Source organism: Salinibacterium sp. 10G20-15 (assembly GCF_057365065.1).
The window spans coordinates 77,317-99,477 of the sequence record NZ_CP195118.1 but is presented as its reverse complement, the minus strand read 5'-3'; the positions used below and the strand labels follow the sequence as shown (position 1 = coordinate 99,477).

The following is a 22,161-nucleotide window of genomic DNA, read 5'->3' as shown; positions in this document are numbered from 1 at the left end:
GCGGCCGTGCCTAGGGTTACGGAATGCGCGTTCTTGTAACTGGAGCAACGGGATACCTCGGCGGCCGACTGGTGCCTCGACTCATCGAGGCGGGGCACAGTGTGCGGGTACTTGTGCGCAATCCGCGCAAGCTGCGCGATGTGCCGTGGAGCGACGATGTCGAAGTCATCGTGGGGGATCTCACCGACGCTGACAGCCTCGTCGATGCCGTCGACGGAGTAGACGCGCTTTACTACCTCGTGCACGCCATGGGCGCCGCCGGTGACTTCGAAAAGACCGAGAAGCTCTCGGCCACAAACGTGGCCACAGCGGCGAAGAAAGCGGGAGTCTCCCGCATCGTCTATCTGGGCGGCCTGCACCCCGAGGGCGACATTTCGGAGCTCAGCCGACACTTGCGCAGCCGAGCTGAGGTCGGCAACATCCTCCTTGAATCGGGCGTGCCGACGATCGCGTTCAACGCAGGAGTCGTGATTGGTTCGGGTTCGGCATCGTTCGAGATGATCCGTCACCTCACCGAGGTGCTGCCCTACATGCCTGCCCCGAAATGGGTGCGCAACTTCATTCAGCCGATCGCCGTGCGCGACGTTCTCTACTACTTGGTGTCGGCGCTCGATCTTCCCGACGACCTCAACCGCAGCTTCGATATCGGCGGACCGGATGTGCTGCGTTACGGCCAGATGATGAACGGTTATGCCCTCGAGGCGGGGCTTCACCAGCGCCCCATCGCATCTCTTCCCGTGCTCACCCCGTGGCTTGCCTCACAGTGGGTCAACCTGGTGACGCCGATCCCGCGCTTGCTGGCGGTACCGATCATCGAGTCGCTGCAGTTTGACTGTGTCGTTCGCGACGAATCCGTCTCAGAGTTCATTCCTGAGCCTGAGGGCGGGCTCACGAGCTATCGTGCTTCCGTTCGCTTGGCTCTCGTGAAGATGGGCGACGGCGAAGTCGAAACCAGCTGGCAAGACGCCACCGTCGTAGGCGCGCCAAGCGACCCCATCCCGAGTGACCCGGAATGGACCGGTCACACTGTCTACACCGACCTGCGCGAACGCGCGACGCCCGCTTCTGCGGAGGCGCTGTGGGCTGTGGTCGAGGGGATCGGCGGCGAGAACGGATGGTATTCCTTCCCGCTAGCGTGGGCTCTGCGCGGCTGGCTCGACAAGCTGGTTGGCGGGGTCGGCTTGCGCCGTGGCCGCCGTCATCCGACCACTTTGAACACGGGCGACGCCCTTGACTTCTGGCGCGTGGAAAGCATCGAGCGCGGGCACAGCTTGCGGCTGCGCGCCGAAATGAAGTTGCCGGGCCGAGCATGGCTTGAACTGAGCGTCGAAGACCGCGGCGAAGACGGAGCGTTCTATCGCCAGCGTGCGGTGTTCTTTCCGAGCGGACTCGGCGGGCGACTGTACTGGGCTGCGATCCTGCCATTCCACGGCGTGATTTTCAGCGGAATGGTCAACCGCATCGTTGCGGCGGCAGAATCGGATTCTGCCACGAAGTGAACCCCGCTCGTGCCGGTAATGCGTTACTTTTGACTAATGTCTGGAATTGTCGTCGTTGGTAGCGCAAACATTGATCAGGTCTTTCGAGTGGACCGCATCCCCTCGCCGGGCGAAACCGTGCTGTCGCGCAGTGTGAACACCGCTCTGGGCGGCAAGGGCCAGAACCAAGCCGTCGCTGCTGCGCGTGCCGGCGTCGCGACGACCTTCGTGGGAGCTGTCGGTGACGATGGCTTCGGCGAAATGGTGCGCTCGGGGCTCGCCGCAGACTCGATCGACGTCACTCACCTCAAGACCACCGGAAAGCCCACCGGCACCGCCCTCATCGCGGTCGACAACACGGGCGAAAACACGATCATCGTCGAGGCCGGAGCGAACACCGCTGTCGCCGACCTCACCGCCGCTGACTCCGCAGCGATCAGTGCGGCATCCGCATTGGTCATGCAGCTCGAAATCCCGTTGGCCACCGTAATTTCCGCGGCGAAGATTGCTCGGGCTGTCGGTACGAAGGTAATTCTGAACGCCGCCCCTATTCAGGCGCTGCCCGCAGAACTTCTCGAGAACCTCGACATCCTCATCGTGAACGAACACGAAGCTGCCGAGCTCGCCAAGGACAACGGTCTTTCCGACGAACTCGATGGCATCGGCGAACGCCTACTCGGTCTGGTCTCGACCGTCATCGTCACGCTCGGCTCTCAGGGTGCCGCGCTTCACCGTGTGGGCTCCGAGCCCGTCATAGTTCCGGCTCATCGCGTCACCGCGGTCGACGCCACTGGCGCAGGGGATACGTTCTGCGGTGCCTTCGCCGCGGGAGTGGTGGAGGGCATGATGCTGGATGACGCCCTGCGCTTTGCGGGAGCCGCGGCATCCATTTCGGTAGAGAACCACGGCGCTGTGCCGTCGATCCCTCACCGCGAGGCCATCGAGACACGCCTCAAGTAATTCGCCAATAAGGTAACGGATTGGTAACAGGCTCGCTATAGTGGGGTCACCGCGAACGTGCGGTAACCCGACCTAAGGATGGCGAGTCAATGGCGACATCGCAGAACCCGGCCCACCCGAGACGCAATTTTCGAGCATCGCGAGCGGCCTTGGCCGCGACCATCGTCGCAGCAATTACGTTAGCGCTCGTGCTCAACGCGGACGTCGTTCGGGTGCACGCAGTCGGCGCCTTCAGTTCTTTGAAAGCACCGGGCGAAGCGGCTTTCATCGCCGGCCACCGTGGCGATAAGACGGTGGCACCCGAGAACACGCTTGAGGCTCTACGACTCGCACTCGATAGCGCCGCCGACTACGTCGAAACCGATGTTCAGCTCACCGCAGATGGTGTGCCCGTGCTCATGCACGATTGGACCGTCGATCGCACGACGAACGGCACCGGCCCCGTCTGGATGTACACCTACGAAGAACTTTCGGCCCTCGACGCCGGCTCATGGTTTAGTGAAGAATTCGCCGGAGCAACAGTGCCAACCCTTGAGCAGTTTCTTAACGTGCTGCGCTGGTCGACCAAGAACGCCATCCTCGAGCTCAAAGGGTCGTGGACCGATGACCATATCGCGCTTGTTGCTGACCTCATTGCTCGCAACGGCGTGACCAATTACGTCATTCTGGGCAGCTTCGACATCATGACGCTCCAAGCGGTGCAGCGGGTGAGCCCCGAGCTGCCCGGCATGCTTATCGTGCGCGACATTGTGGGCGACCCGGCCGAGCTGGCCGCCGCGGCGGGAGCCGTCGCCCTCGTGACGAGCAAGAGCGCGATCACACGCAATCCTGAGCTCGTACAGCAGGTACATGATGCCGGATTGGGCATTTTGATCTACACCCTCAATGACTCCGATCTGTGGTCGGATGCCGTGGCTCTCGGTGTCGACGGGATCGTCACGGATCGCCCGGCCGAGCTTGGCACCTGGATCGCCAAGGAAGTCAACGACTCGAGCCCGCTGCCCTTCGCACCGCCTCGCTAGGGTCGACGGTCACAGCGGCAGCAGCGCGACCGTGTGCCGTTACAGTGACGCGATGAGCGAGCGATAGAACTCGATGCCGTCGAGGTAACTGCTCACGAGCATCCGTTCGTTGCGAGCATGGAGCGTGTCTCGCACTTCGCGCGCCATCGCGAAGGGGGTGAAGCGGTAAACACCGTTGCTGATGCGCGTGAAGTGGCGGCTGTCGGTCGCACCATTTTGAACGTAGGGCGTCACGATTGTTCCTGGGAAGCTCTTTTCGATCGTGGAACGAAGAAGCTCCCAGGCGAGTCCCGAGGTGGCCGACACCGGCGATGGTTCACCAGGGGAATCAACGGAAACCCGAACGCGCTTGTCGTTAATCGCGCGCGTGACGTGGGCAAGTGTCTCGTCGAGGCTCGAGTTCACGGCGATGCGCACGTTGATGATGGCGCTCACCCGTTCGGGCATCGCATTGACGGCATGGCCGCCTTCCAACATCGTCACGGCCTGAGTGGTGCGCATCATTGCGGCGAGCTCGTCGCTCTTGCGCACCAGGATCGGCAGAAGAAATGGCTTAGTCCACGAAACATTACGGAGAAGAAAACCCGTGACACCGCCCGCATGTTCGCCAAGGAGGCGCATGAGGTCAGCTCCCGTCGAGGTTAGGCGCGAGGGAAACGGTCGCGAGTTTAACCGAACGATGGCCTGCGCGAGGCGAACTGCGGCGGAGATTTTGGGGGGAGTTGAGGCGTGGCCACCCGACTGGTCAACCGTCAAGCGCAGCGTCGCAGTGCCCTTCTCGGCTACGCCGACGACCGCCATGGGCGCATCGACCTGATCGAACACGTCGTCAACAATCGCGCCGCCCTCGTCGAGCACCAGCGTGGGCTTTACGCCCCGGCTCTCGAGGAGATCGACGATGGCGGAGGCGCCGGTGCCGTGGGTTTCCTCGTCGTGACCGAAGCACAAATAGATGTCTTGAGCGGGCACGAGCCCCGCTTCGAGCTGAGCCTCGACGGCCTCGAAAATGGCGACGACAGAGCCTTTGTCGTCGAGGGTGCCCCGCCCCCAGATCAGTTGCTCGTCACCCTTGCCGCTGAGTTCTGCCGCGAAAGGCGGTCGCTTCCAGCCTTCGTCGGTCGCCGCGACGACGTCGTAGTGCCCCATCAGCACGGCGGGCTCGGTGGATGCTCGGCCGCGCCACCGGAAAAGAAGCGAATGGTCCAGCACCGTCTCGCGCTCGAGCCGGCTGTGGCACAGTGGATACAGCTTGCGCAATGTCTGAGCGAAACGGTCAAACTCGGCCCACTCTGTAGCGGACGGATCCACTCGGGAAATTGTCGGGATTCGAACCAGTTCCTGCAGGTGTTCAACAGCCAAAGCACTCTTCATACCTCGACTCTAGCGAGCAGCACCCGGTGCTCGCTTTCGCCCGAGGGGTAAGGAAACGGAGACACGATGACAGTCAGAGCGCAGCGACGCCCTCGATTCCGGTGGAGTGCGCGGCTAAGTGCGCGACTAAGCGCGCGGCTGGTGGGGGCAATTGCGGTGGTGGTGGCGCTGGGCGCAGCACCTCTTGCGGCGACGGCAGCCGGGCATCCGCACTACCTTGCAGGCGACGGAGCCGCAGCGACCGGGCTCGTGCACGCCGGCCTCGACGACTTCGTTTTTGACAGCTACGAAGGCGAGTTCTTCCTCGACCGTGACGACGAGGGGCGTTCGACGCTGCTCACCGTCGAGACCTTCGTCGCTGTGTTTCCAGCCGATCAGAACCGGGGGATGCGCCGCGCTATCCCGAGTACCTACAAGGGCGAACCGCTCGACATCCGTGCGATCTCTGTCACGGATGAGAAAGGGCAACCCCGCGACTTCGAGGTGGAAGAAGACGGCGACTTCACCTTGGTGACGAGTGCGGCCGACTCCTTTGTTGAAGGAACGCAGACGTATGTCTTTACCTACATGCGATCGAACGTGACGCGGTTCGCCGCTGACACCGGCGCTGATGAGTTCTATTGGGATACCAACGGCACGGGATGGAATCAACCGTTCGGGTCGCTCACCGCCACAGTTCACCTCGGCGAGGGTCTCAGCGACGCCTTGAGTGTGCAACCCGACTGTTACTGGGGAATCGACCGGTCGACCCAGCGCTGCGACATCGTCGCTCTGGATGACGATACCTACCAAGCAACGCAGGGGATGCTGCAGCGGGGGCAGAACGTCACGGTTGCCTTCGGGTTCGAGCCCGGCACGTTCGTTGCTCGCGACAGCTCCTACTTCGGCTCGGCGGCAGGCTACGGCCAGCCGCTCGGTTTCATCGGTGGGATCGCTGCCGTGATCTGGGCTATTCGCGTCCGGCGGTCCAAGCTCGCGGATGACGGGGGCCGCCCCACGATCATTGCGGAGTATTCGCCCCCACGCGATGTTTCGGTTGTCACCGCCGCACTGGTGATCAAGAAGCGTCACAAAGCGGTTGCCGCGCAGATTCTGGACTTCGCCGTGCGAGGCAAGTTGCGCATTCTCGAAGAGGAATCGACAGGCTTCTTCTCCTCGGGAACCACCTACCGTCTCGAGTTGATGGACCCCACCGGCGTGACGGGGCGCGAGCTGGAAATCTTGCGCTCTCTCTTCGGACAGTCGCTGCAGCATGGCGCCATCCGGGACATGAAGAACACGGATTCCAAGCTCAGCAAAAAGATGTACTCGATTCTGACGGCGGAGAACTCCGCGCTCGCGCCGAACGGCTACCGGCGGAAGCTGAGCGCGCGCAATTATCTTCCCTTGCTCCTTTCGGTCGTCGCCGTGATCGTGTCGATCGTTTTCGGTATCGCACTGATCGATGGCGACTACGGTTCGGCTGTCCCGTTCTTGGTCATCATGGTGTCGTTCATAGCAGCGGTTCTGACGATGTCGCTGCTGTCGCGTACTCCACTGACGGCTCAGGGCTCCGAACTGCGTGATCACCTCGAAGGGCTCAAGCTGTACATCAGACTCGCTGAGGCTGATCGCCTGCAGATGTTGCAGAGCCCCGAGGGTGCGTTGCGGGAGAGAAACGGGGCAACGGGTGCCACCGACGTGCTCAAGATCTACGAGAAGCTCTTGCCGTACGCGGTGCTGTTCGGTCTCGAAAAAGAGTGGTCGACAGAGCTCAGCCGCTACTACACCGAGAGTTCACCGGACTGGTATCGCGGTTCTAGCGGCTTCAACGGCGTGCTGTTCGCCTCGAGCATCTCAAGTTTCTCGACTGCGGTGGCCAGTTCGTACTCTGGCAGTTCGTCAAGCAGCTCGAGCGGGGGCTCGGGCGGTGGCGGTTCCTCCGGCGGTGGCGGCGGTGGCGGAGGCGGAGGCGGCGTCTAGCCGCGCCAAAGTCGCAGCGTCGAAGCCGCGTGGCCAAAAATGCAGGGCCGACGACGCAGCGATCATAGCCTCGTCGTTCGCGCGCGCGAAGCCCAGCACCAGCAGACGGGTATATTCGAAGGAGTGAGCGCAACGTACCCGAATCGTCCCCGACGCGTTGCGTTGCCCGCTGCAATCCTGGCCGTTCTCGTGCTGCTGGTAGGTGCTGGCATTATCGGCACCGAGCTCTTCACGATTGTGCGCTACGTCGTGAGCATCCTCGCGCTCATTTGTGTCGTGTTGGTGTGGCAGGCGCGGCAGTGGTGGTGGGCGGTCGGTCTGGTTCCGATAGCTCTGCTGTGGAACCCCGTGGTTCCGATCGAGATCGACGACAGCCAACTTTTCGCGGGTTTGCACTACACAGCGGCTCTGGTCTTCATTGCCGTTGGCGTCGGAGCACGCGTCACGGACACTGCAAGTCGAGGTTAATTCGCTGCACTAGCGCGCTCGGGCTAATTTCTGCGTACACTAGGTACCGCATCCCTTGAGACCACCAATCGCATCGCAGTTGGGTCTGGCTCACTCGAGTGGAAGTTGTCGCTCAATTGAAGTTCCCTTCGTGGCAGCATCCGCTCGTTCTACGTCTCTGAGTCGTCGTACCCACCACTGAGCCGCTTGCCTAGCGCCAGGAGAATAATTGACTAACTCGTCACAGACCGAGTCCTCACAGCGCAATAAACGACCCAAAAACTCAGGTCAGCGCCACAGCAATTCGTCGCGTCGGCGCGCTCGCCCCGGAGATGACACCGGGGTAATCCCCGTACTGGCGCGTGCCGCGCGTGAGGTTGAAACGGCCGTGCAGAAAGGCCCTCTCAAGCCGACCAATCGTGCTCGCTTTCAGGTTGCGGCGCTGCTGCTGCGCGAAGAACGTGCCCGAGTCAAAGCAGACACCACGCTGACCGACTCCGAACGCGCCAACGAGCAGAAGCGCCTTGACGGTCTGGCGGGCATTCTGGCCAAAACTGCCGCTCGGGATACGAGCTTGCTTTCGATGCTGGGGGAGTCAGCGCCGATCACTCCGGCCGCCAAGGCACTTCGTCGTGATCTTCTCCTCGCGGCCGGCGTTGAACTTAGCCCAGACGAGCTCGTGATCGCTGAAGAGCCCAAGCCCGTGGATAAGCAGGTTGAGAAGCAGGTCGTCCCGGCATCCGTTCGTCAAATGCAAATGGCAAATCCATTTTTGGCTCCTGACTTCAGTGCGATTGCCCCCAAGCCAGAGCACAACAATCGACTCGCCAATTGGGAGCTCATCGAGCCTCTCTTCCGTGCTTTTGAGCACGGCTCTGGTGGAGGAGCAGCATCGATGGAACTTCCCGAAGCGCAATCGTTGCGTACCCGGGGTGATCTTGAGCTGATGCGCCACCAAGCGCGCTTCGTCGAGGTTGTCAAACAGGGCCACCGCACGTTCTTGCTCGCCGATGAGCCGGGGTTGGGTAAAACCGCTCAGGCACTTATGGCTGCCGAAGCCTCCAACTCGTACCCCTTGCTCGTTGTCGTTCCCAACGTCGTGAAGACCAACTGGGAACGTGAAGTCGAACTATGGACTCCTGGCCGCAGCGCCACGGTGGTTCACGGCGACGGCGACACCGTCGATGCGTTCAGCGATGTCGTCATCGTGAACTACGAAGTTCTCGACCGTCACGTCGGCTGGCTCGGCCGTTTCGGCTTCAAGGGCATGGTTGTCGACGAAGCTCATTTCATTAAGAACCTCAAATCTGAACGCTCCAAGCACGTCTTGAGCCTGTCGCAGAACATTCGTGCCACATACCCGAAGGCGCTGCTCATGGCGCTCACGGGAACCCCGCTGATCAACTCGATCGAAGACTTCCGAGCTATCTGGCAGTTCCTCGGCTGGATCGACGGCACCAAGCCGCTCGCCCCGCTCATGTCGAAGCTCGAAGACACCGACCTCACTCCGGCCGACCCCGGCTTCTTTTCCGAAGCCCGCCGCGCCGTAATCGACATGGGTATTGTGCGGCGCAAGAAGGTTGACGTCGCCGCTGACATTCCGGCGCGACGCGTTGCGGACATCCCCGTTGAGCTCGACAACGATCTCGGCCGTTCGATTCGCGCAGCAGAACAAGCTCTCACCGCTCGGTTGGTCGACCGCTTCACTCGCGTGCGCAAGCTCAAGCCCGATGTGGCCGTCGAAGATCTCATTCGCGTTGTCGCTCACGCCGAACTCGAAGAGTCCAAGAGTGCTACGACGGGGGAAAACGTCTTCACGATGGTCCGTCGTATTGGTCAGGCCAAAGCTACGCTGGCCGCAGACTACACCGCGCAACTTGCGCGCTCAGTAGGCAAGGTTGTTTTCTTTGCCAAGCACATCGACGTCATGGATGCCGCCGAAGCGCACTTCGCTAAGGTCGGCCTCAACGCTGTTTCGATCCGAGGCGACCAGAGCGCTAAGGCTCGTCAGAGCGCGATCGACTCGTTCGCCAACGATCCCGAAGTGTCGGTTGTCGTTGCTTCGCTCACTGCTGCTGGTGTCGGCCTCAACTTGCAGGCGGCATCCAACGTCGTGCTCGCCGAGTTGAGCTGGACTAACGCCGAGCAGACTCAAGCGATCGACCGCGTTCACCGCATCGGTCAAGAGCTGCCCGTCACGGCCTGGCGCATTATTGCCGCGCACACCATTGACGCTCGGATCGCCGAACTCATTGATAGCAAGGCCGGCCTTGCTGCACGTGCGCTCGACGGTTCTGACGAGGATGTCGTGGCTGAAGCGAACATCCAGTTGCAGGCGCTCTCATCGCTGCTTCGCGACGCCATTAAGGAATAACTCATTCGTTAAGAAGTGGCTTTCTGGCCACGGCTATTTCTCCACGTCTCCCGGTGCGCGAGCGTACACTTAAGGGGTGATCACAGCGTGTGTATCGCGCCGTAAATCAATGGAGATGAGAAAAAGAGTTGAGCAACGCCCCTGTGCAAAACACCGCTACCCGTATCGAATCCGATTCACTCGGTTCGCTCGAGGTTCCTGCAGACGCGTATTGGGGAGTGCACACGCTTCGCGCGATGCAGAACTTTCCCGTCACGCGTCGTGCTATCTCCGTTTATCCCGATCTCGTTCGAGCGCTCGCTCACATCAAGCAGGCTGCGGCTCGCGCCAATGCTGAACTCGGCGTGCTCGAGTCCCGCAAGGCTCACGCGATCGACCAGGCCTGTCAAGAGATTCTCGATGGCTCCTTGCACGCAGAGTTCTGCGTCGGCGTCATTCAGGGCGGTGCCGGTACCTCCACGAACATGAACGCGAACGAGGTAATCGCGAACCGGGCTCTGGAAATTTTGGGGCACAGCAAGGGCGAGTACTCGTTCTTGCATCCGATTGACGACGTCAACCGCAGCCAGAGCACGAATGACGTATACCCCACGGCGATCAAGCTTGCGATGGTTTTTGGTGTTCAGCGCCTGTTGGTAGAGCACCAATTGCTCTCCGAATCGTTCGGCGCCAAGGGCCGTGAATTCGTCAACATCCTCAAGATCGGCCGGACCCAGATGCAGGATGCGGTGCCGATGACTCTGGGTCAAGAGTTCACCGGCTTTTCACACACGCTCGAAGAAGACCACGCGCGCCTGACCGAAGTTCTACCGTTCATGAGCGAAATCAACATGGGCGCTACCGCGATTGGCACGGGCATTACCGCCGACTCGCGCTACGCCGAAGCTGTGCGTCGCCACCTCACCGAGGCAACGGGCATCGAGATGAAGACGGCGTTTGACCTCATTGAGGCCACGAGTGACGTTGGAATCTTTATGACTCTCAGCAGTGTTCTCAAGCGCTCTGCGGTGAAGCTCTCCAAGATCTGTAACGACCTTCGTTTGCTCTCGAGCGGACCGCAGGCTGGCCTTGGCGAAATCAACTTGCCTGCCAAGCAGGCAGGGTCGTCGATCATGCCCGGCAAGGTCAACCCGGTTATTCCTGAGGTCGTCAACCAGGTCGCTTTCAGCGTGATCGGCGCGGATGCCACGGTTACCGCCGCAGCGGAGGCCGGCCAGTTGCAGCTCAACGCGTTCGAGCCCGTAATTGCGCACTCGATTCTGCAGTCGGTCGCGTGGATGACCAACGCCTGCCGCACTCTGCGCGAGAACTGCATCGACGGCATCACAGCCAACGAGGAGCGCCTTGCTGCTCAGGTCGAGTCGAGTGTGGGCGTTGTCACCGCCTTGACCCCATACATCGGTTACGCGGCAGCAGCAAACCTCGCGCACACGGCGCTCACCACGAACGCCTCCATCGCGCAATTGGTGGTCTCTGCGGGGCTTATGAAGGAAGAAGACGTTGCCCGCGTACTTACCCCGGAGCGTCTCAGCGGAGTTTCCCCGATGACGGCAGCGATTTCTCTTCCGTGGTTGGAAGAAGAAGCTCAGTAGTCAGTACGCACACAACCCGGGCCCTCTCAACGAGAGGGCCCGGGTTGTGTGTTGTCAGAGCAGGGCAGCGGCGCCGCTATGTGGCGGGCAGCTCGTCGTCGTCATCCTCGTCGTCGAGAGGCGCAAGAGCTTCGTCGCGTGCTTTACCCGCGGTCGTGAATGCGCGGTCGATGGCGTTCTCGCCGCGTTCGCGCAGTTCAGCGAGTTCTCTGTTTGCGTTCTCGCGCACGTCTTCGGCTGTCTCGGTAACGCGGCCGACAGCACCGCGAGCGGTAGCCGAGGCGCGATCAGCGATCTCTTTAGCGGACTCTTTCGCGTTCTCGGCGAAGTCCTTGGCAGACTCCTTGGCGTTCTCGGCAAGCGTGGTGGCGGTGGTGCGAGCAGTCTCGGCAAACTCGCGAGTGTTCTCGGCGACATCCTTTGCCTTCTCGGTGACAAAGCCGGGAGTGGCCTTAGCTACTGCTTCGGCCCGGTCGAGCAGAATCGGGCCCTGAGTGCGCGCGTAATTCTCGACGGATGCACGAGCTTTGGTCACTCGTGGGCTCTCCCACACTTCGGTGGCTTTGCCCTTCATCTGGTCATAGCGTTCACGGCCGGCGCGCGCGCCAACGACGTATCCGATAGCGATACCGACACCGAGCATGAAGAGTCTGACGTTCATGTGCCTAGCCTACGGTGAGGTTGCGTTCCGCTCTACCTAGAGTGGCCGCGATCTCCACAAGTGCATGCACGCGTAACTGCGCCAGGGAGCCCACTGGCGTGAGTACTGGGTGAGCGCTGTCGCGGTCGCGGGAAGCCCCAACTCGCCAGCACCTTGGCGCACAACGAGGTCACTGCTGAGCATGATGTCGGAGTTGCCGAGCACCCGCATTGCCATGTAGCCGGCCGTCCACGGGCCGATTCCGGGCATTGCTACAAGCTTTGCTGTGAATTCATCGACAGGGGTGGAGACATCCAACTCGAGCTCGCCCGACGCGATTGCTTCGGCCACCCCGAGAATGCTGGCAACGCGTGTTGTGGGGCCACGTAAAACCTCGGCCCCGGATGCCGCCAACACTGCTGCGCTCGGAAACAGCCCGTCACTGCCCAGCGCGGTCACGATCCGGGCGTGCACAGTGCGCGCAGCGGCGACCGAGATCTGCTGCCCAATGAGAGTGCGGAAGAGGGTCTCCTCGGTATCGACGCTGCCCGGCAACCGCATTCCGGGCACGCGGGCCACCGAGCCCGCGAGGGTGGGGTCGCTGCTGAGCGCGCGGTCGATCGCGAGCGAGTCGGCGTCGAGGTCGAAGAGGCGACGCACGCGGGCGACGAGCGGGGCGACATCCGAAATGGTGGCGAGCTGTGCTGTGCACGTGATGCCCTGGTCGCCGAGTTCCAGGCGCACGTGGGCGATGCCGCCGGGCAGACGGATGGCGCGTTCCAGGCTGGTGGCGCTGGCTGTCTCGATCCCCGCTACCGCATGATTCGCGAAGAACGTCATGAGCCCGGCGCCGTCGAAGGGCGCCCGTGTCGGCAACCGTAGGGTGAGGGCAGAGGGGCGCTCGTGGGTGGTGTGGGGATGCGCTGCTGCTCCGCGCCGAGCGAGCGTGCGCAATTGGCTTGGCGTGGTCTCGTACACGGCCTGGATGGTGTCGTTGAACTGGCGGATGCTCGAGAAGCCCGCAGCGAAAGCCACGTCGGAAATACTCAGTTCCGTTGCGCCGAGCAGCGTTCGGGCGGCTTGAGCGCGGTGCGCACGGGCGAGGGCAAGTGGGCTGGCTCCGAGCTCGGCGGTGAGCACTCGGGTGAGGTGGCGGCTCGTGTAGCCGAGGCGAGTCGAAAGACCTTCGACTCCGTCGCGTTCGACGACTCCGTCGGCGATGAGGCGCATGGCGCGCGAGGCGAGGTCGTCGTTGAGGTTCCATTCCGGGGAACCGGGAACGGCATCCGGTTGGCACCGCTTGCAGGCACGAAGTCCAGCTTCGTGGGCTGCAGCCGCGGTGCGATAGAAACGCACATTGCGTGGTTTCGGAGCCACGGCGGGGCAGCTGGGACGGCAGTAGATTCCGGTGGAGTGTACGCCCGCAATGAACTGTCCGTCGAAGCGGGCATCCCGCGAACACAGCGCACGGTATTGCTCGTCGAAGCTGAGCATGGGGGAGAGCATGTTCTCACTCTGTCACTAGCCCAGCGCTGTGACCAGCGGGAATCGGACATCACCCCACCCTGCTTCCGTGCGGAAACCTCGGTAGTTCTCGTCAGAAATTGCGGGAAGCGACTACAGTCGCAGCGTGGAATCTTCGTGGACAGCCCTTACCGTCGTGGCCGCACTCTGGCTCGTAGCTTTTTCAGCGCAGGTCGCTGACTACGCAACGGCACGCTTCGATCACTTGCGACTGGCTCGCGGTGTTCGCACGCGACTGCGCCTGCATCCGGTGGCCTGGACCGTGCCTCTCGCGGGAATCGCCATTGTGGCGCTCACGATCTCGGCTGATTGGAGCACTCGCCTCTTCTTCGCCGACCCCGCTCAGGCTCCCGCCGCCATTCTGATTGCGCTCGGCACGGTGGTCGTCGCCGTGATTATCGTGGCCATCATTGCGGTCGTCGTCGTGCGCCCGCCCGCCGATAGCTACCGGCTCGTGCGCGACGAACTGCTCGAATCAGCGGGTCTGCGCATCCACCAAGACCAGGTCGACGAGTTCCGCGCTCGCGTCACCGCCATCGACAACGCCACCAAAGCCCACCGTGCTGCGGATGCCGCCACAGTTTCAGCGGCCCTGCAACTGAGCGTGCGCACCCCGCATCGTCTCATTGCCCCCGTGCTGGCTGCCGTTCTCGTGATGCTTTCTGGCGTCGCTGTGAGCCAGAATTCGGTGTCACCCTGGGTAGTGCTTGGCGCTGTTCTCGTGGTTGTGGCGAGCGTCGTAGTAGGAATTGTGGCGGCCCAAGCATCGTTGGCGCTCGCGATGTCGGTGCGCTCGACTCAAGACGTATACCGCGGCGAGCTCATGAGCCTGATTGTGGAGGCAGAGCGCTCGTCAAAGAAGCGCGTCGCGGGACTCGGCGACCGCGTCACCCGTGCGCTTAGCATTCTTCGTGAGCAGCAAGAGGGCACCAAGTAGCAACGGGAGCCCAGTGCCCGCACGCTAGTCTCGATGTCATGACCGCGAGCGATCCTTCTTCCGTGACGCCTGACTACACGGCGGCATCGGGGCGCACCGCCCCCAGCCCCACCGCGGCATCCGCCGAAATTGCGCAGGAAGCGCAACAGCATCAGTTGCCGCCCCATGTGCCGCAACCGCGCGGCCCCGGCCTTCTTATCTTGGGGATCCTGGGCGTCATCGCCCTGTCGTTCGTACTGCTCTTTGTGATCGTCTATGTGATTTCAGGCATCGGAACAGATGCGTTCGCGCTCGGTGGCATCTTGGCTCTCGTGCCGTTGGCTGTGGTCTTCTTTGCAGTGCGATGGATTGACCGTTGGGAGCCTGAACCTCGCCTCGCCGTGGTCTTCGCGTTCCTCTGGGGTGCCGGCGTTGCAGTGCTCCTGGCGCTCATCGTGGGGGCCGAGATCGACAACGTCATCAACGCTCTGGGTGGCCCCGGCCCGGCCTACGACTTCTTCTCTGCCGCCATTCAGGCGCCGATCGTTGAAGAGGCAGGCAAGGCCCTCGGCATCCTCGTTATCTTCTGGGTGGCTCGACGCCACTTCGACGGTCCGGTGGATGGTCTCGTGTACGCCGCGTGGATTGCCGGCGGCTTCGCTTTCACCGAGAACATTCTCTACTTCGGCTCGGAGCTTGCGAGCATCGACGGCGGCGGAACCGGCATCCTGCAAATGTTCCTCGTTCGTGGCCTGATGTCGCCATTTGCTCACGTGATGTTCACTGCCTGCACGGGAATCGCACTCGGCTTAGCGGTGCGCTCCCGCAGCAACGGTCGCGCTGTCGGGGTCTTCGCCGTGGGGCTCGCCCTCGCTATTGCGCTTCACGCGCTGTGGAACGGTGCGCTGTTCTTTGTCAATGACTTCTTCGGCTACTACGCGATCGTGCAGTTTCCCCTCTTCGTCGTCGCGATCGTGATCGTGGTCTACCTGCGTCGTCAGGAAGCGCGAATGACGTTCGACCGGTTGGCCGAGTACGCGAACGCTGGGTGGTTCAATCAGGATGAGGTCGCCGTGTTGGCCACCCCCGCTGGTCGTCGTCAGGCGCTCGCGTGGGCAGCGCGCAACAACAAGCGTGCAGCAATGAAGGTTTACATTCAGGAAGCTACCCGGCTCGCGTTCGCTCGCCAGCGAATAATCACTGGCCGAGACCAGATCGGCGCGATCGCTGACGAGGCTGTCTTATTGGGAGCCATCGTCGAAGCCCGGCACGTGCTTACCGGAGTACCACGACCGCGTTGGTAAACCGGTTCCGCCTTCGTTGCCGGAGGGGCGTTATCCGGCCATTCTGAGGAAGAACTGGAATCCCCACACCGCGACAAAAACACCAGCGGTGATGAGAGTAGCTGCGGGAACACCGCTCTTGAGGCGTTGGCCGCGCGGCGCGACAAGGTTTACGCTGCGATCCCCGATAGTTTCGTCGGCGTAGTTCCGGGATTGGCGAAGGGCCTTCGTTCCCACCGTGTCGGCGATACCCAATAGGCGACGGTGAACCGCCGGGTCTACAAGATCGAAAGGCTTGGGGGAGTAGACGAGTAACCAGTGATCAACGACTTCGACGTCAAATGGGGCAGCGGTGTCAATCAGAAGCGCCATGAGATCGGGGGTAAAGATGTACAGAGCGTCACGTTCGTACGCGTGGGGGCAGTACAGGGTGAAGTGAGAGTTGAAATCGCCTTCTAGCCGCAGTACCTGATTCTTCGCAAAGCTCTGCGGCAGGTTGGTCACCCCAAAGAGCTGGTTGTTCGCCGTGGCATCCAGCACCATGTGGGGAAGGGCTCGATCGAGTTCAAGAGCCAGGTACCCCCAATTGTGTGTTCTGCGGTTCTTTCCGGAACCAGTGGTATATCGGTAGTTCCCGTAGTCAAGAGTTCGCCCACCCGCACTGCGAAAGCGATTGTGTAGAGAGCGGCCGCCGCCGTGCCCGAAGATGAGACCGGGGTAGGGCGCCGTGAGGTCGAGCGGCGAGTAGATCAGGTCATTGTCCTCAGCGAACTTGTTCATTCGGTAAAAGCGCTGCCATGGCCCGCCGTGCTTGCGCCACGACCTCAGACCAACGTAAACGCCGCCGATCAGTAGAGCACCAACTACCAGAGTGACGACGAGCGCGGGGACGGCAGGAAGAAGACTGCCGCCCAGAAACGCCGAGCGAAACGAGCCGCTTACAATTCCCCACACTGGTGCGCCAAGAAACAGCGCGAAGAATGCTGCAACCACCACAATCAACACCATCGTGCCGGTGCGTTGCAGCGTGGAGTAGCCAAAGTGGTCCCGGCGCGAGGCCTTGAACGCCGCGACATCGTGCGGGCTTACCGGATAAATCAGTCCGGAGTAGTCAATTGAGCGCCGCATCCGACCATCGTAGGGCGCGGCGGCTTCTGGGCAGCAGCCTCAATTCGGGGGTGATCACTGAGTTTGTGAACAGAACGGCGGTGCTTGTAGCCGGAACGGTCGAGCTTCTCCGCGCCAGTGAGTGCCTCCGGGCAAACCCGGCTCGTTAACAAACTCATCGCCCACCGGTGCGGCACTGCCTGCGACTCTGATGGGCGACGAGCTTTAACTGGTTTCAGCGTGCCACTGACTAGCGCAGAGCGCAAGGCTTTCTCGGCGAATTTATAGTCAAAAAAGCCGTAGGATTGAAGGTCGCAATTTGGAGAGGACACCGGATGTCATCGAGTGAGCTTGAACGCGAGCGAACGTACGTTCACGGCCTCTATCGCCGACTGGATGCGTTGCGCGATGCCGCGCAACAGCAGCTGGAATCGGTGCGTCGCAGTTCGCCCGGCGGAACCCACCAGAACCGCTCCGAGAGAGACGCTTTCGCGCGCATCTACGAGGATCGCATTGCTCAGTTGAGAGAAATCGACGAACGTCTCGCCTTCGGGCGGCTTGAGCTTGAGCCGGATGCCAGAGGCGAGACTGATTCCGAGGCCCTCGAGGAGCGTCCTGTGCGGTACATCGGCCGGATCGGTCTCCGCGACGACGATCAACGTCCGCTTCTGCTGGATTGGCGAGTTCCGCAAGCGCGCGCGTTCTACCAGGCGACCGCCGCGACGCCGCTGGGCGCGCGCGCTCGCCGGCATTTGCAAAGCAACGGCCGCGACATCGTTCGAATCGATGATGAGATCTTCGACTCCGAGCTGCTGGAAACCGATGCCGCCTCCCTTCAGGGTGAAGCGGCTCTCATGGCAAGTCTCACTGCCGAACGCACCGGCCGTATGGGCGATATCGTCGCCACGATCCAAGCCGAGCAAGACGCGATCATTCGCTCCGAGCTTCGTGGCGCCCTTGTCGTGCAGGGTGGTCCCGGCACGGGCAAGACGGCGGTGGCGCTGCACCGCGCCGCGTTCCTCCTGTACTCGCATCGGGAACGACTCTCGGCATCCGGCGTACTCATCGTGGGGCCCTCGCGTTCATTCTTGCGCTATATCGAAGCGGTCTTGCCGTCCCTCGGGGAGACCGGTGTCGTGCTGGCGAGCCTCGGGCAGTTGTTCCCCGGAGTGGATGCTCGCCACGAAGACATCGATGCAGTCGCACAACTCAAGGGGTCGCTAGAGATGGCTGCGCTTATCAAGCGTGCGGTTCGTTCGCGCCGTGTAGTGCCGACGGAAACTCAACGCATGGAAATCAATGGTGAGATTCTGGATGTGCCGGCCGACGTCATCCGGGCAGCGATGCAAAAAGCGTGGGATTCCCACAAGCCGCATAATAGTGCGCGCGTCGTCTTCAACAAGGCTGCGATCGCAGCGATCAGCCGCTTGCTGGCGGATCAGTTGCGTGCTCACGGCAACACGATCGACGACTCAGACCAGAAGTGGCTGCGTGAGGACATTCGTACGGCTCACGACGTGAAGGTTGTGCTCAATACAGCCTGGATGCCACTGACGCCCGAGAAGCTGGTGAAAGATCTCTACGCCCGGCCTAGCTGGTTGCGTACCCTCACGCCGCGGTGGACGCCCCAGCAGCGCGAACTGCTCCACCGTGACCGTGATGCTCCATTCACCACGAGTGATGTCGCCCTCCTCGATGAAGCCGCCGAGCTTCTCGGCGACGTTGATGTGGCTCAGTCGGCAGCAGAGCATGAGCGCAAGCAGCAGCGCAAGCGCGATGTCGAAAACGCGGCCGCCGCCATCCGCAATATGGATGTGGAAGGCATGATCGATGCCGAAACGCTGGCGGAGGGGTTCGAGGCGAGTGCCGAGCGCGCAACGACGGCAGAACTCGCTGCGGCAGATCGTTCGTGGACCTACGGCCACATTGTTGTCGACGAAGCTCAAGAGCTTTCGCCCATGCAGTGGCGATTGCTCGCCCGCCGCAACCCGCTCAAGTCCTTCACGATTGTGGGCGATGTTGCTCAGGCCAGTGCGGCTGCCGCGACGACGAGCTGGGGTTCTGCGCTCGCGGCAGATATTGGCGATCACTGGCGACTCGAGGAGCTCACCGTCAATTACCGCACACCGTCTCAGATCGTGGCGGTGGCCGAAGCGGTGGCGCTCGCCCACGATGTATCGATCACGCCCTCGCGCGCTGTTCGTAAAAGCCCATGGCCGGTCGACGTCAGGGTGGTCGCCCCCCACGAGTTGGCTGCGCGAGTCGCCGATATTGTTGCGGCCGACCGCGCTATTTCGACTGAGGGCACTGTCGCGGTCATCGTGAGCGACTCGCTCACCCGCAGCATTATGGATGCTCTGCAGCAGTCCAACACCGGGGAGGTGGGTGAGGGCGCTGCCGGTCTGAACAAGCCGATCGCGGTTCTCACGCCCCGTGAGTCAAAGGGCCTCGAGTTCGACTCCGTTGTTGTTGTAGAACCACAACGCATTGTGGATGAGACTTCGCGGGGTGCTGCGGCTCTGTATGTTGCGATGACGCGCTCGACTCAACGCCTCAGCGTCGTCGCCTCTCAACGACTCCCTGAGGGTATTCCTACCCCGAAATAAGGGTCATCAGAGGAGTTGACCCCCACTCGGGTATGCCCAATAGTGGGGGTTTCGGCAGATTCTCAGGTTGGGCACTATTGATCTAGAAGTTATTCCTCGGGGGAGGAACCTTCACTCGGGAGCGATTCTTCGCCACGAGTCGGGCCGGAGGCGGGGGAGCCTCCGGCCCAACGTATTTCTGCATGCATGCCTGTGCATGAAAGAGCTGGAGGGTCTGCGTGCCGCAGAGTAACGATCTTCGCGGCCGGATCGCTGGACAGTCAGCTATGGCCGCCGTCATCGCGGCGCAAGCGCATCACGCGCGTCGCGGTTTTTTTGCGCGCACTATCGGCCTTTCGCCACTCACCGCTGACGGCCGCGCGCATTATCGCGGCGCCGTCGGCGAGCTCCTCGTGGGATCACTTCTTGACCACCTCGGTCATAGCTGGGACATTCTCCATGGAGTGCCTCTCGGCGAAACATCCCTCGATCACTTCGCAGTGGGGCGAGCGGGGGTGTTCGCGATTTCCGTCGTGAATTGTCAGGGTGACGATGTGGTGATTGATGGTGATGAGCTGGTTATAGCCAAGACCTTCAGCCGGGCCATTACGAAGGCGCGAGCCGCGGCGGAACGTGTTGCCGCCGCTCTCGGCGCGGCAATGGGCACTACCGTGAGCGTTGTTCCGGTTCTCGTCGTTGTCGAACCTGTCAAGGTCTCGAAGCTGGCGCTGCCCGATGATGTGCACATTCTGACGTCGATGCAGCTTGAGCAGTGGCTGCGTACCGCGCCCGTGCGGATGACCGGGGAAGAAGTTGCAACGCTGTCGGCTGTGGCCGAGTCGAGTGCGACGTGGCCCGCTCCACACGACGCCACGACGGCTTCGCGAACCCTCACTCGGGATTTCGTGCGGATTCACCACGAGGTGCGCCGCGCGAGCGCTCGACGTTTCTTGTGGGTCGTTGTCGCGCTCGTCGGGACCTTTCTGTGGGTGTGGTCCCTCGCCTCTGCTTTCGGAAATCTTATTGTGGCCTCATAGCGCGTCGAGCAGTTTCTGAGCCTGGGTGGGGCACGATGGGGGAATGTTTCGGCGTCATCCCTATCTGAGCGCTGCCACGTTCAGTTATCTCGCCGTGGTGGCATGGTTGACGCTGAGCCCGCAGGCGCCCGACCAACGTGATGGTCCGCTCTGGCAGCTGGCGGTTTTTCTCGACCGGTTTCAAGCAACGCAGTGGCTCACTTTCAATGACCTCGAGTTCATGGCCAACATCGCGTTGTTTGTGCCGGTGGGATTGTTCTTTGTTCTTCTCGTCGGCAAGCGCCAATGGTGGCTCGCGCTTGGCCTCGCGGTACTGCTGACGGCGGGAATCGAATGGGTGCAGCAGTTCATTCCCTCCCGCGTTTCTGACCCGCGCGACATCGTTTCCAACTCCGTCGGAGCGACGATTGGTGTGGTGGTCACTCTGAGCGTGGCCGCAGCACGCGAGCGGGCTCGTCGTCGGCGTCGTAATCGACCAGCAGGAAACTATTCCTCCGCACGCTAACCGGCCCTAGGCTGTGGTCGTGCTAATTCTTCGAGGCTTTCTCGCCTATTTTGCTGTGGCGGTACTCCATGTGGCGAGCCTCGCCGCGGGGTGGGATGACATGGCAGTGGTCACCAAGTTCTCGCTCATGCCCGCTCTTATGGTGGGCGTCGTTATCGTGCGGCGGCGCCCGTTCTCGTGGCCCGACTATCTGCTGCTCGCCGCTCTCACGCTGTCGTGGCTCGGTGACATTTTTGTGTCGGATGCCGCGAGCTCACGCTTCCTCGTGGGGCTCGGCTCATTCTTTGCCGCCCATGCGCTTTACCTCGTGCTGTTTCTTCGCGTGGTGAAATCGCGCCGCGTGCCCATGCTGGCGCTACTACTCGTCGTCTGGTGGGCAGGCTTGCTGTTCCTGCTGCGCGATGATCTGGGCTTCTTCTTTGTTCCGCTTGCGGTCTATGGGGCAGTGCTGGCGGCATCCACAGCAGCGGCGTTGGCGACGTCGCGACTGATCGCCACGGGAGCCGTTCTTTTTCTAGCGTCGGATTCAGCGCTCGCCTGGGCTCTGTTCGCACCGAGCCCGGTGTGGTGGCAGTCGGATGCCGTAATCATGACTCTCTACATTGCTGGCCAGCTTCTCATCGTCACCGGGTTCATTCGGGCGCGGAACGCTCGGGGGAACACTGCTAGCGTGTCCGAGTGACTCCTGACCCCTCCGACCCCGTCGTTCAGAGACGTGTTGCGGTGGGCCCGGTTGTGGTAGCTGTCGTGGCGCTCGTTGTTTTTGCCGTCATCGTGACCGTCGTGATCACGCTGGCTGCGGCATCCTCGTCGCCCACTGTCACTGCGACGCCAACGGTAGCGTCGTCGCTACCGTCGCCGGCGGCAACGAGTGTTCCGACGCCCGAGTCGACGCTGATTCCGCCAAGTGCAGAGTCAACGGGAACGCAGTGTTTTGATTACACTGCCGAGGTCTCAGCGCTCGACATCGAATCCGCGCAGGTGGCGCAACGTGATCGTGATGAGGTTGAGGTGGAGATCACTCTGGCAGCACCGTGGGCGAGCTCGTCGGCTCAACTGGGCATCTACGCCGAGCGCGCCGATGGCGACCGCGCGTACCAATTCTCGCTCAAGATCGACGACGGCGAGATTGAAGAGTTCACTTCGCACGAATTCGACCGCGACGACGCTGACGAGCTCGATGTCGACGACGCCGAACTCTCCGGCTCCACCGTGCGTTTTCTTGTGCCTCGGTCGATCGGCAAGAAACTGGGAGACGAGTGGTCGTGGTTCGCTTTTAGTGCCGCCGAGGGCTCAACGATTGATACGTGCCCCGGAGCGCCGAGTGCTCCGGAGTATTTGCGTTTCGAACGCTAGAA

The 22,161-nt window shown here is 61.9% G+C and carries 18 protein-coding genes; 14 read left to right on the top strand and 4 right to left on the bottom strand.

Annotated features, from left to right (window positions below; genetic code table 11):
* Window positions 1-23: 23 nt before the first annotated feature.
* The 3 genes from ACR3YK_RS00490 to ACR3YK_RS00480 all read left to right on the top strand — a co-directional run bounded on the left by ACR3YK_RS00490 (window position 24) and on the right by ACR3YK_RS00480 (window position 3,460).
* A complete protein-coding gene (locus ACR3YK_RS00490) occupies window positions 24-1,499 on the top strand; it encodes an SDR family oxidoreductase (protein ID WP_486175315.1) in 1,476 nt (491 codons plus the stop codon).
* Between the two features lie 36 nt (window positions 1,500-1,535).
* Window positions 1,536-2,438 carry a ribokinase gene (locus tag ACR3YK_RS00485; protein ID WP_486175314.1) on the top strand — a complete coding sequence of 301 codons (903 nt, stop codon included), beginning with the start codon at window positions 1,536-1,538 and terminating at the stop codon, window positions 2,436-2,438.
* 89 nt (window positions 2,439-2,527) lie between these two features.
* On the top strand, window positions 2,528-3,460 hold the full coding sequence (locus ACR3YK_RS00480; protein WP_486175313.1) for a glycerophosphodiester phosphodiesterase: 933 nt from the start codon (window positions 2,528-2,530) through the stop codon (window positions 3,458-3,460).
* Between the two features lie 39 nt (window positions 3,461-3,499).
* On the opposite strand, the gene ACR3YK_RS00475 is transcribed toward ACR3YK_RS00480, so the two are convergent.
* Complete coding sequence (locus ACR3YK_RS00475; protein WP_486175312.1) at window positions 3,500-4,831, bottom strand: M20/M25/M40 family metallo-hydrolase; 1,332 nt, start codon at window positions 4,829-4,831, stop codon at window positions 3,500-3,502.
* 141 nt (window positions 4,832-4,972) lie between these two features.
* Here ACR3YK_RS00475 and ACR3YK_RS00470 point away from each other — a divergent pair, with 141 nt between their 5' ends.
* From ACR3YK_RS00470 to ACR3YK_RS00455, 4 genes are all read left to right on the top strand, one after another.
* Complete coding sequence (locus ACR3YK_RS00470) at window positions 4,973-6,793, top strand: DUF2207 domain-containing protein (protein ID WP_486175311.1); 1,821 nt, start codon at window positions 4,973-4,975, stop codon at window positions 6,791-6,793.
* Between the two features lie 123 nt (window positions 6,794-6,916).
* Entirely contained in the window at window positions 6,917-7,261 is a 345-nt protein-coding gene (locus ACR3YK_RS00465) for a DUF6804 family protein (RefSeq protein ID WP_486175310.1), read from the top strand.
* A 208-nt stretch (window positions 7,262-7,469) separates the two neighbouring features.
* Window positions 7,470-9,614: a DEAD/DEAH box helicase gene (locus ACR3YK_RS00460; protein WP_486175309.1), complete on the top strand. Its 2,145-nt coding sequence runs from the start codon at window positions 7,470-7,472 to the stop codon at window positions 9,612-9,614.
* 128 nt (window positions 9,615-9,742) lie between these two features.
* A complete protein-coding gene (locus ACR3YK_RS00455) occupies window positions 9,743-11,206 on the top strand; it encodes an aspartate ammonia-lyase (RefSeq protein ID WP_486175308.1) in 1,464 nt (487 codons plus the stop codon).
* A 76-nt stretch (window positions 11,207-11,282) separates the two neighbouring features.
* Here the strand turns inward: ACR3YK_RS00455 and ACR3YK_RS00450 are convergent, their stop codons facing one another.
* Complete coding sequence (locus ACR3YK_RS00450) at window positions 11,283-11,867, bottom strand: protoporphyrinogen oxidase (protein ID WP_486175307.1); 585 nt, start codon at window positions 11,865-11,867, stop codon at window positions 11,283-11,285.
* Window positions 11,868-11,903: 36 nt separating this feature from the next.
* Window positions 11,904-13,352, bottom strand: coding sequence for a DNA-3-methyladenine glycosylase 2 family protein (locus tag ACR3YK_RS00445; protein WP_486175306.1), 1,449 nt, complete (start codon window positions 13,350-13,352; stop codon window positions 11,904-11,906).
* Between the two features lie 124 nt (window positions 13,353-13,476).
* Here ACR3YK_RS00445 and ACR3YK_RS00440 point away from each other — a divergent pair, with 124 nt between their 5' ends.
* Window positions 13,477-14,307 carry a hypothetical protein gene (locus tag ACR3YK_RS00440; protein WP_486175305.1) on the top strand — a complete coding sequence of 277 codons (831 nt, stop codon included), beginning with the start codon at window positions 13,477-13,479 and terminating at the stop codon, window positions 14,305-14,307.
* Window positions 14,308-14,345: 38 nt separating this feature from the next.
* Entirely contained in the window at window positions 14,346-15,590 is a 1,245-nt protein-coding gene (locus ACR3YK_RS00435; RefSeq protein WP_486175304.1) for a PrsW family intramembrane metalloprotease, read from the top strand.
* 30 nt (window positions 15,591-15,620) lie between these two features.
* Here ACR3YK_RS00435 and ACR3YK_RS00430 read toward each other — a convergent pair whose 3' ends face one another.
* Window positions 15,621-16,697, bottom strand: coding sequence for a hypothetical protein (locus ACR3YK_RS00430; RefSeq protein WP_486175303.1), 1,077 nt, complete (start codon window positions 16,695-16,697; stop codon window positions 15,621-15,623).
* A 314-nt stretch (window positions 16,698-17,011) separates the two neighbouring features.
* Between ACR3YK_RS00430 and ACR3YK_RS00425 the strand changes: the two genes are divergently transcribed.
* The 5 genes from ACR3YK_RS00425 to ACR3YK_RS00405 all read left to right on the top strand — a co-directional run bounded on the left by ACR3YK_RS00425 (window position 17,012) and on the right by ACR3YK_RS00405 (window position 22,159).
* Window positions 17,012-19,282, top strand: coding sequence for a HelD family protein (locus ACR3YK_RS00425; protein ID WP_486175302.1), 2,271 nt, complete (start codon window positions 17,012-17,014; stop codon window positions 19,280-19,282).
* Window positions 19,283-19,500: 218 nt separating this feature from the next.
* Window positions 19,501-20,298, top strand: coding sequence for a nuclease-related domain-containing protein (locus ACR3YK_RS00420; protein ID WP_486175301.1), 798 nt, complete (start codon window positions 19,501-19,503; stop codon window positions 20,296-20,298).
* A 43-nt stretch (window positions 20,299-20,341) separates the two neighbouring features.
* On the top strand, window positions 20,342-20,803 hold the full coding sequence (locus ACR3YK_RS00415) for a VanZ family protein (RefSeq protein WP_100390043.1): 462 nt from the start codon (window positions 20,342-20,344) through the stop codon (window positions 20,801-20,803).
* 19 nt (window positions 20,804-20,822) lie between these two features.
* Window positions 20,823-21,485: a lysoplasmalogenase gene (locus tag ACR3YK_RS00410; RefSeq protein ID WP_486175300.1), complete on the top strand. Its 663-nt coding sequence runs from the start codon at window positions 20,823-20,825 to the stop codon at window positions 21,483-21,485.
* A complete protein-coding gene (locus ACR3YK_RS00405; protein ID WP_486175299.1) occupies window positions 21,482-22,159 on the top strand; it encodes a hypothetical protein in 678 nt (225 codons plus the stop codon). Before ACR3YK_RS00410 ends, ACR3YK_RS00405 begins: the two co-directional genes overlap by 4 nt.
* Window positions 22,160-22,161 lie beyond the last annotated feature (2 nt).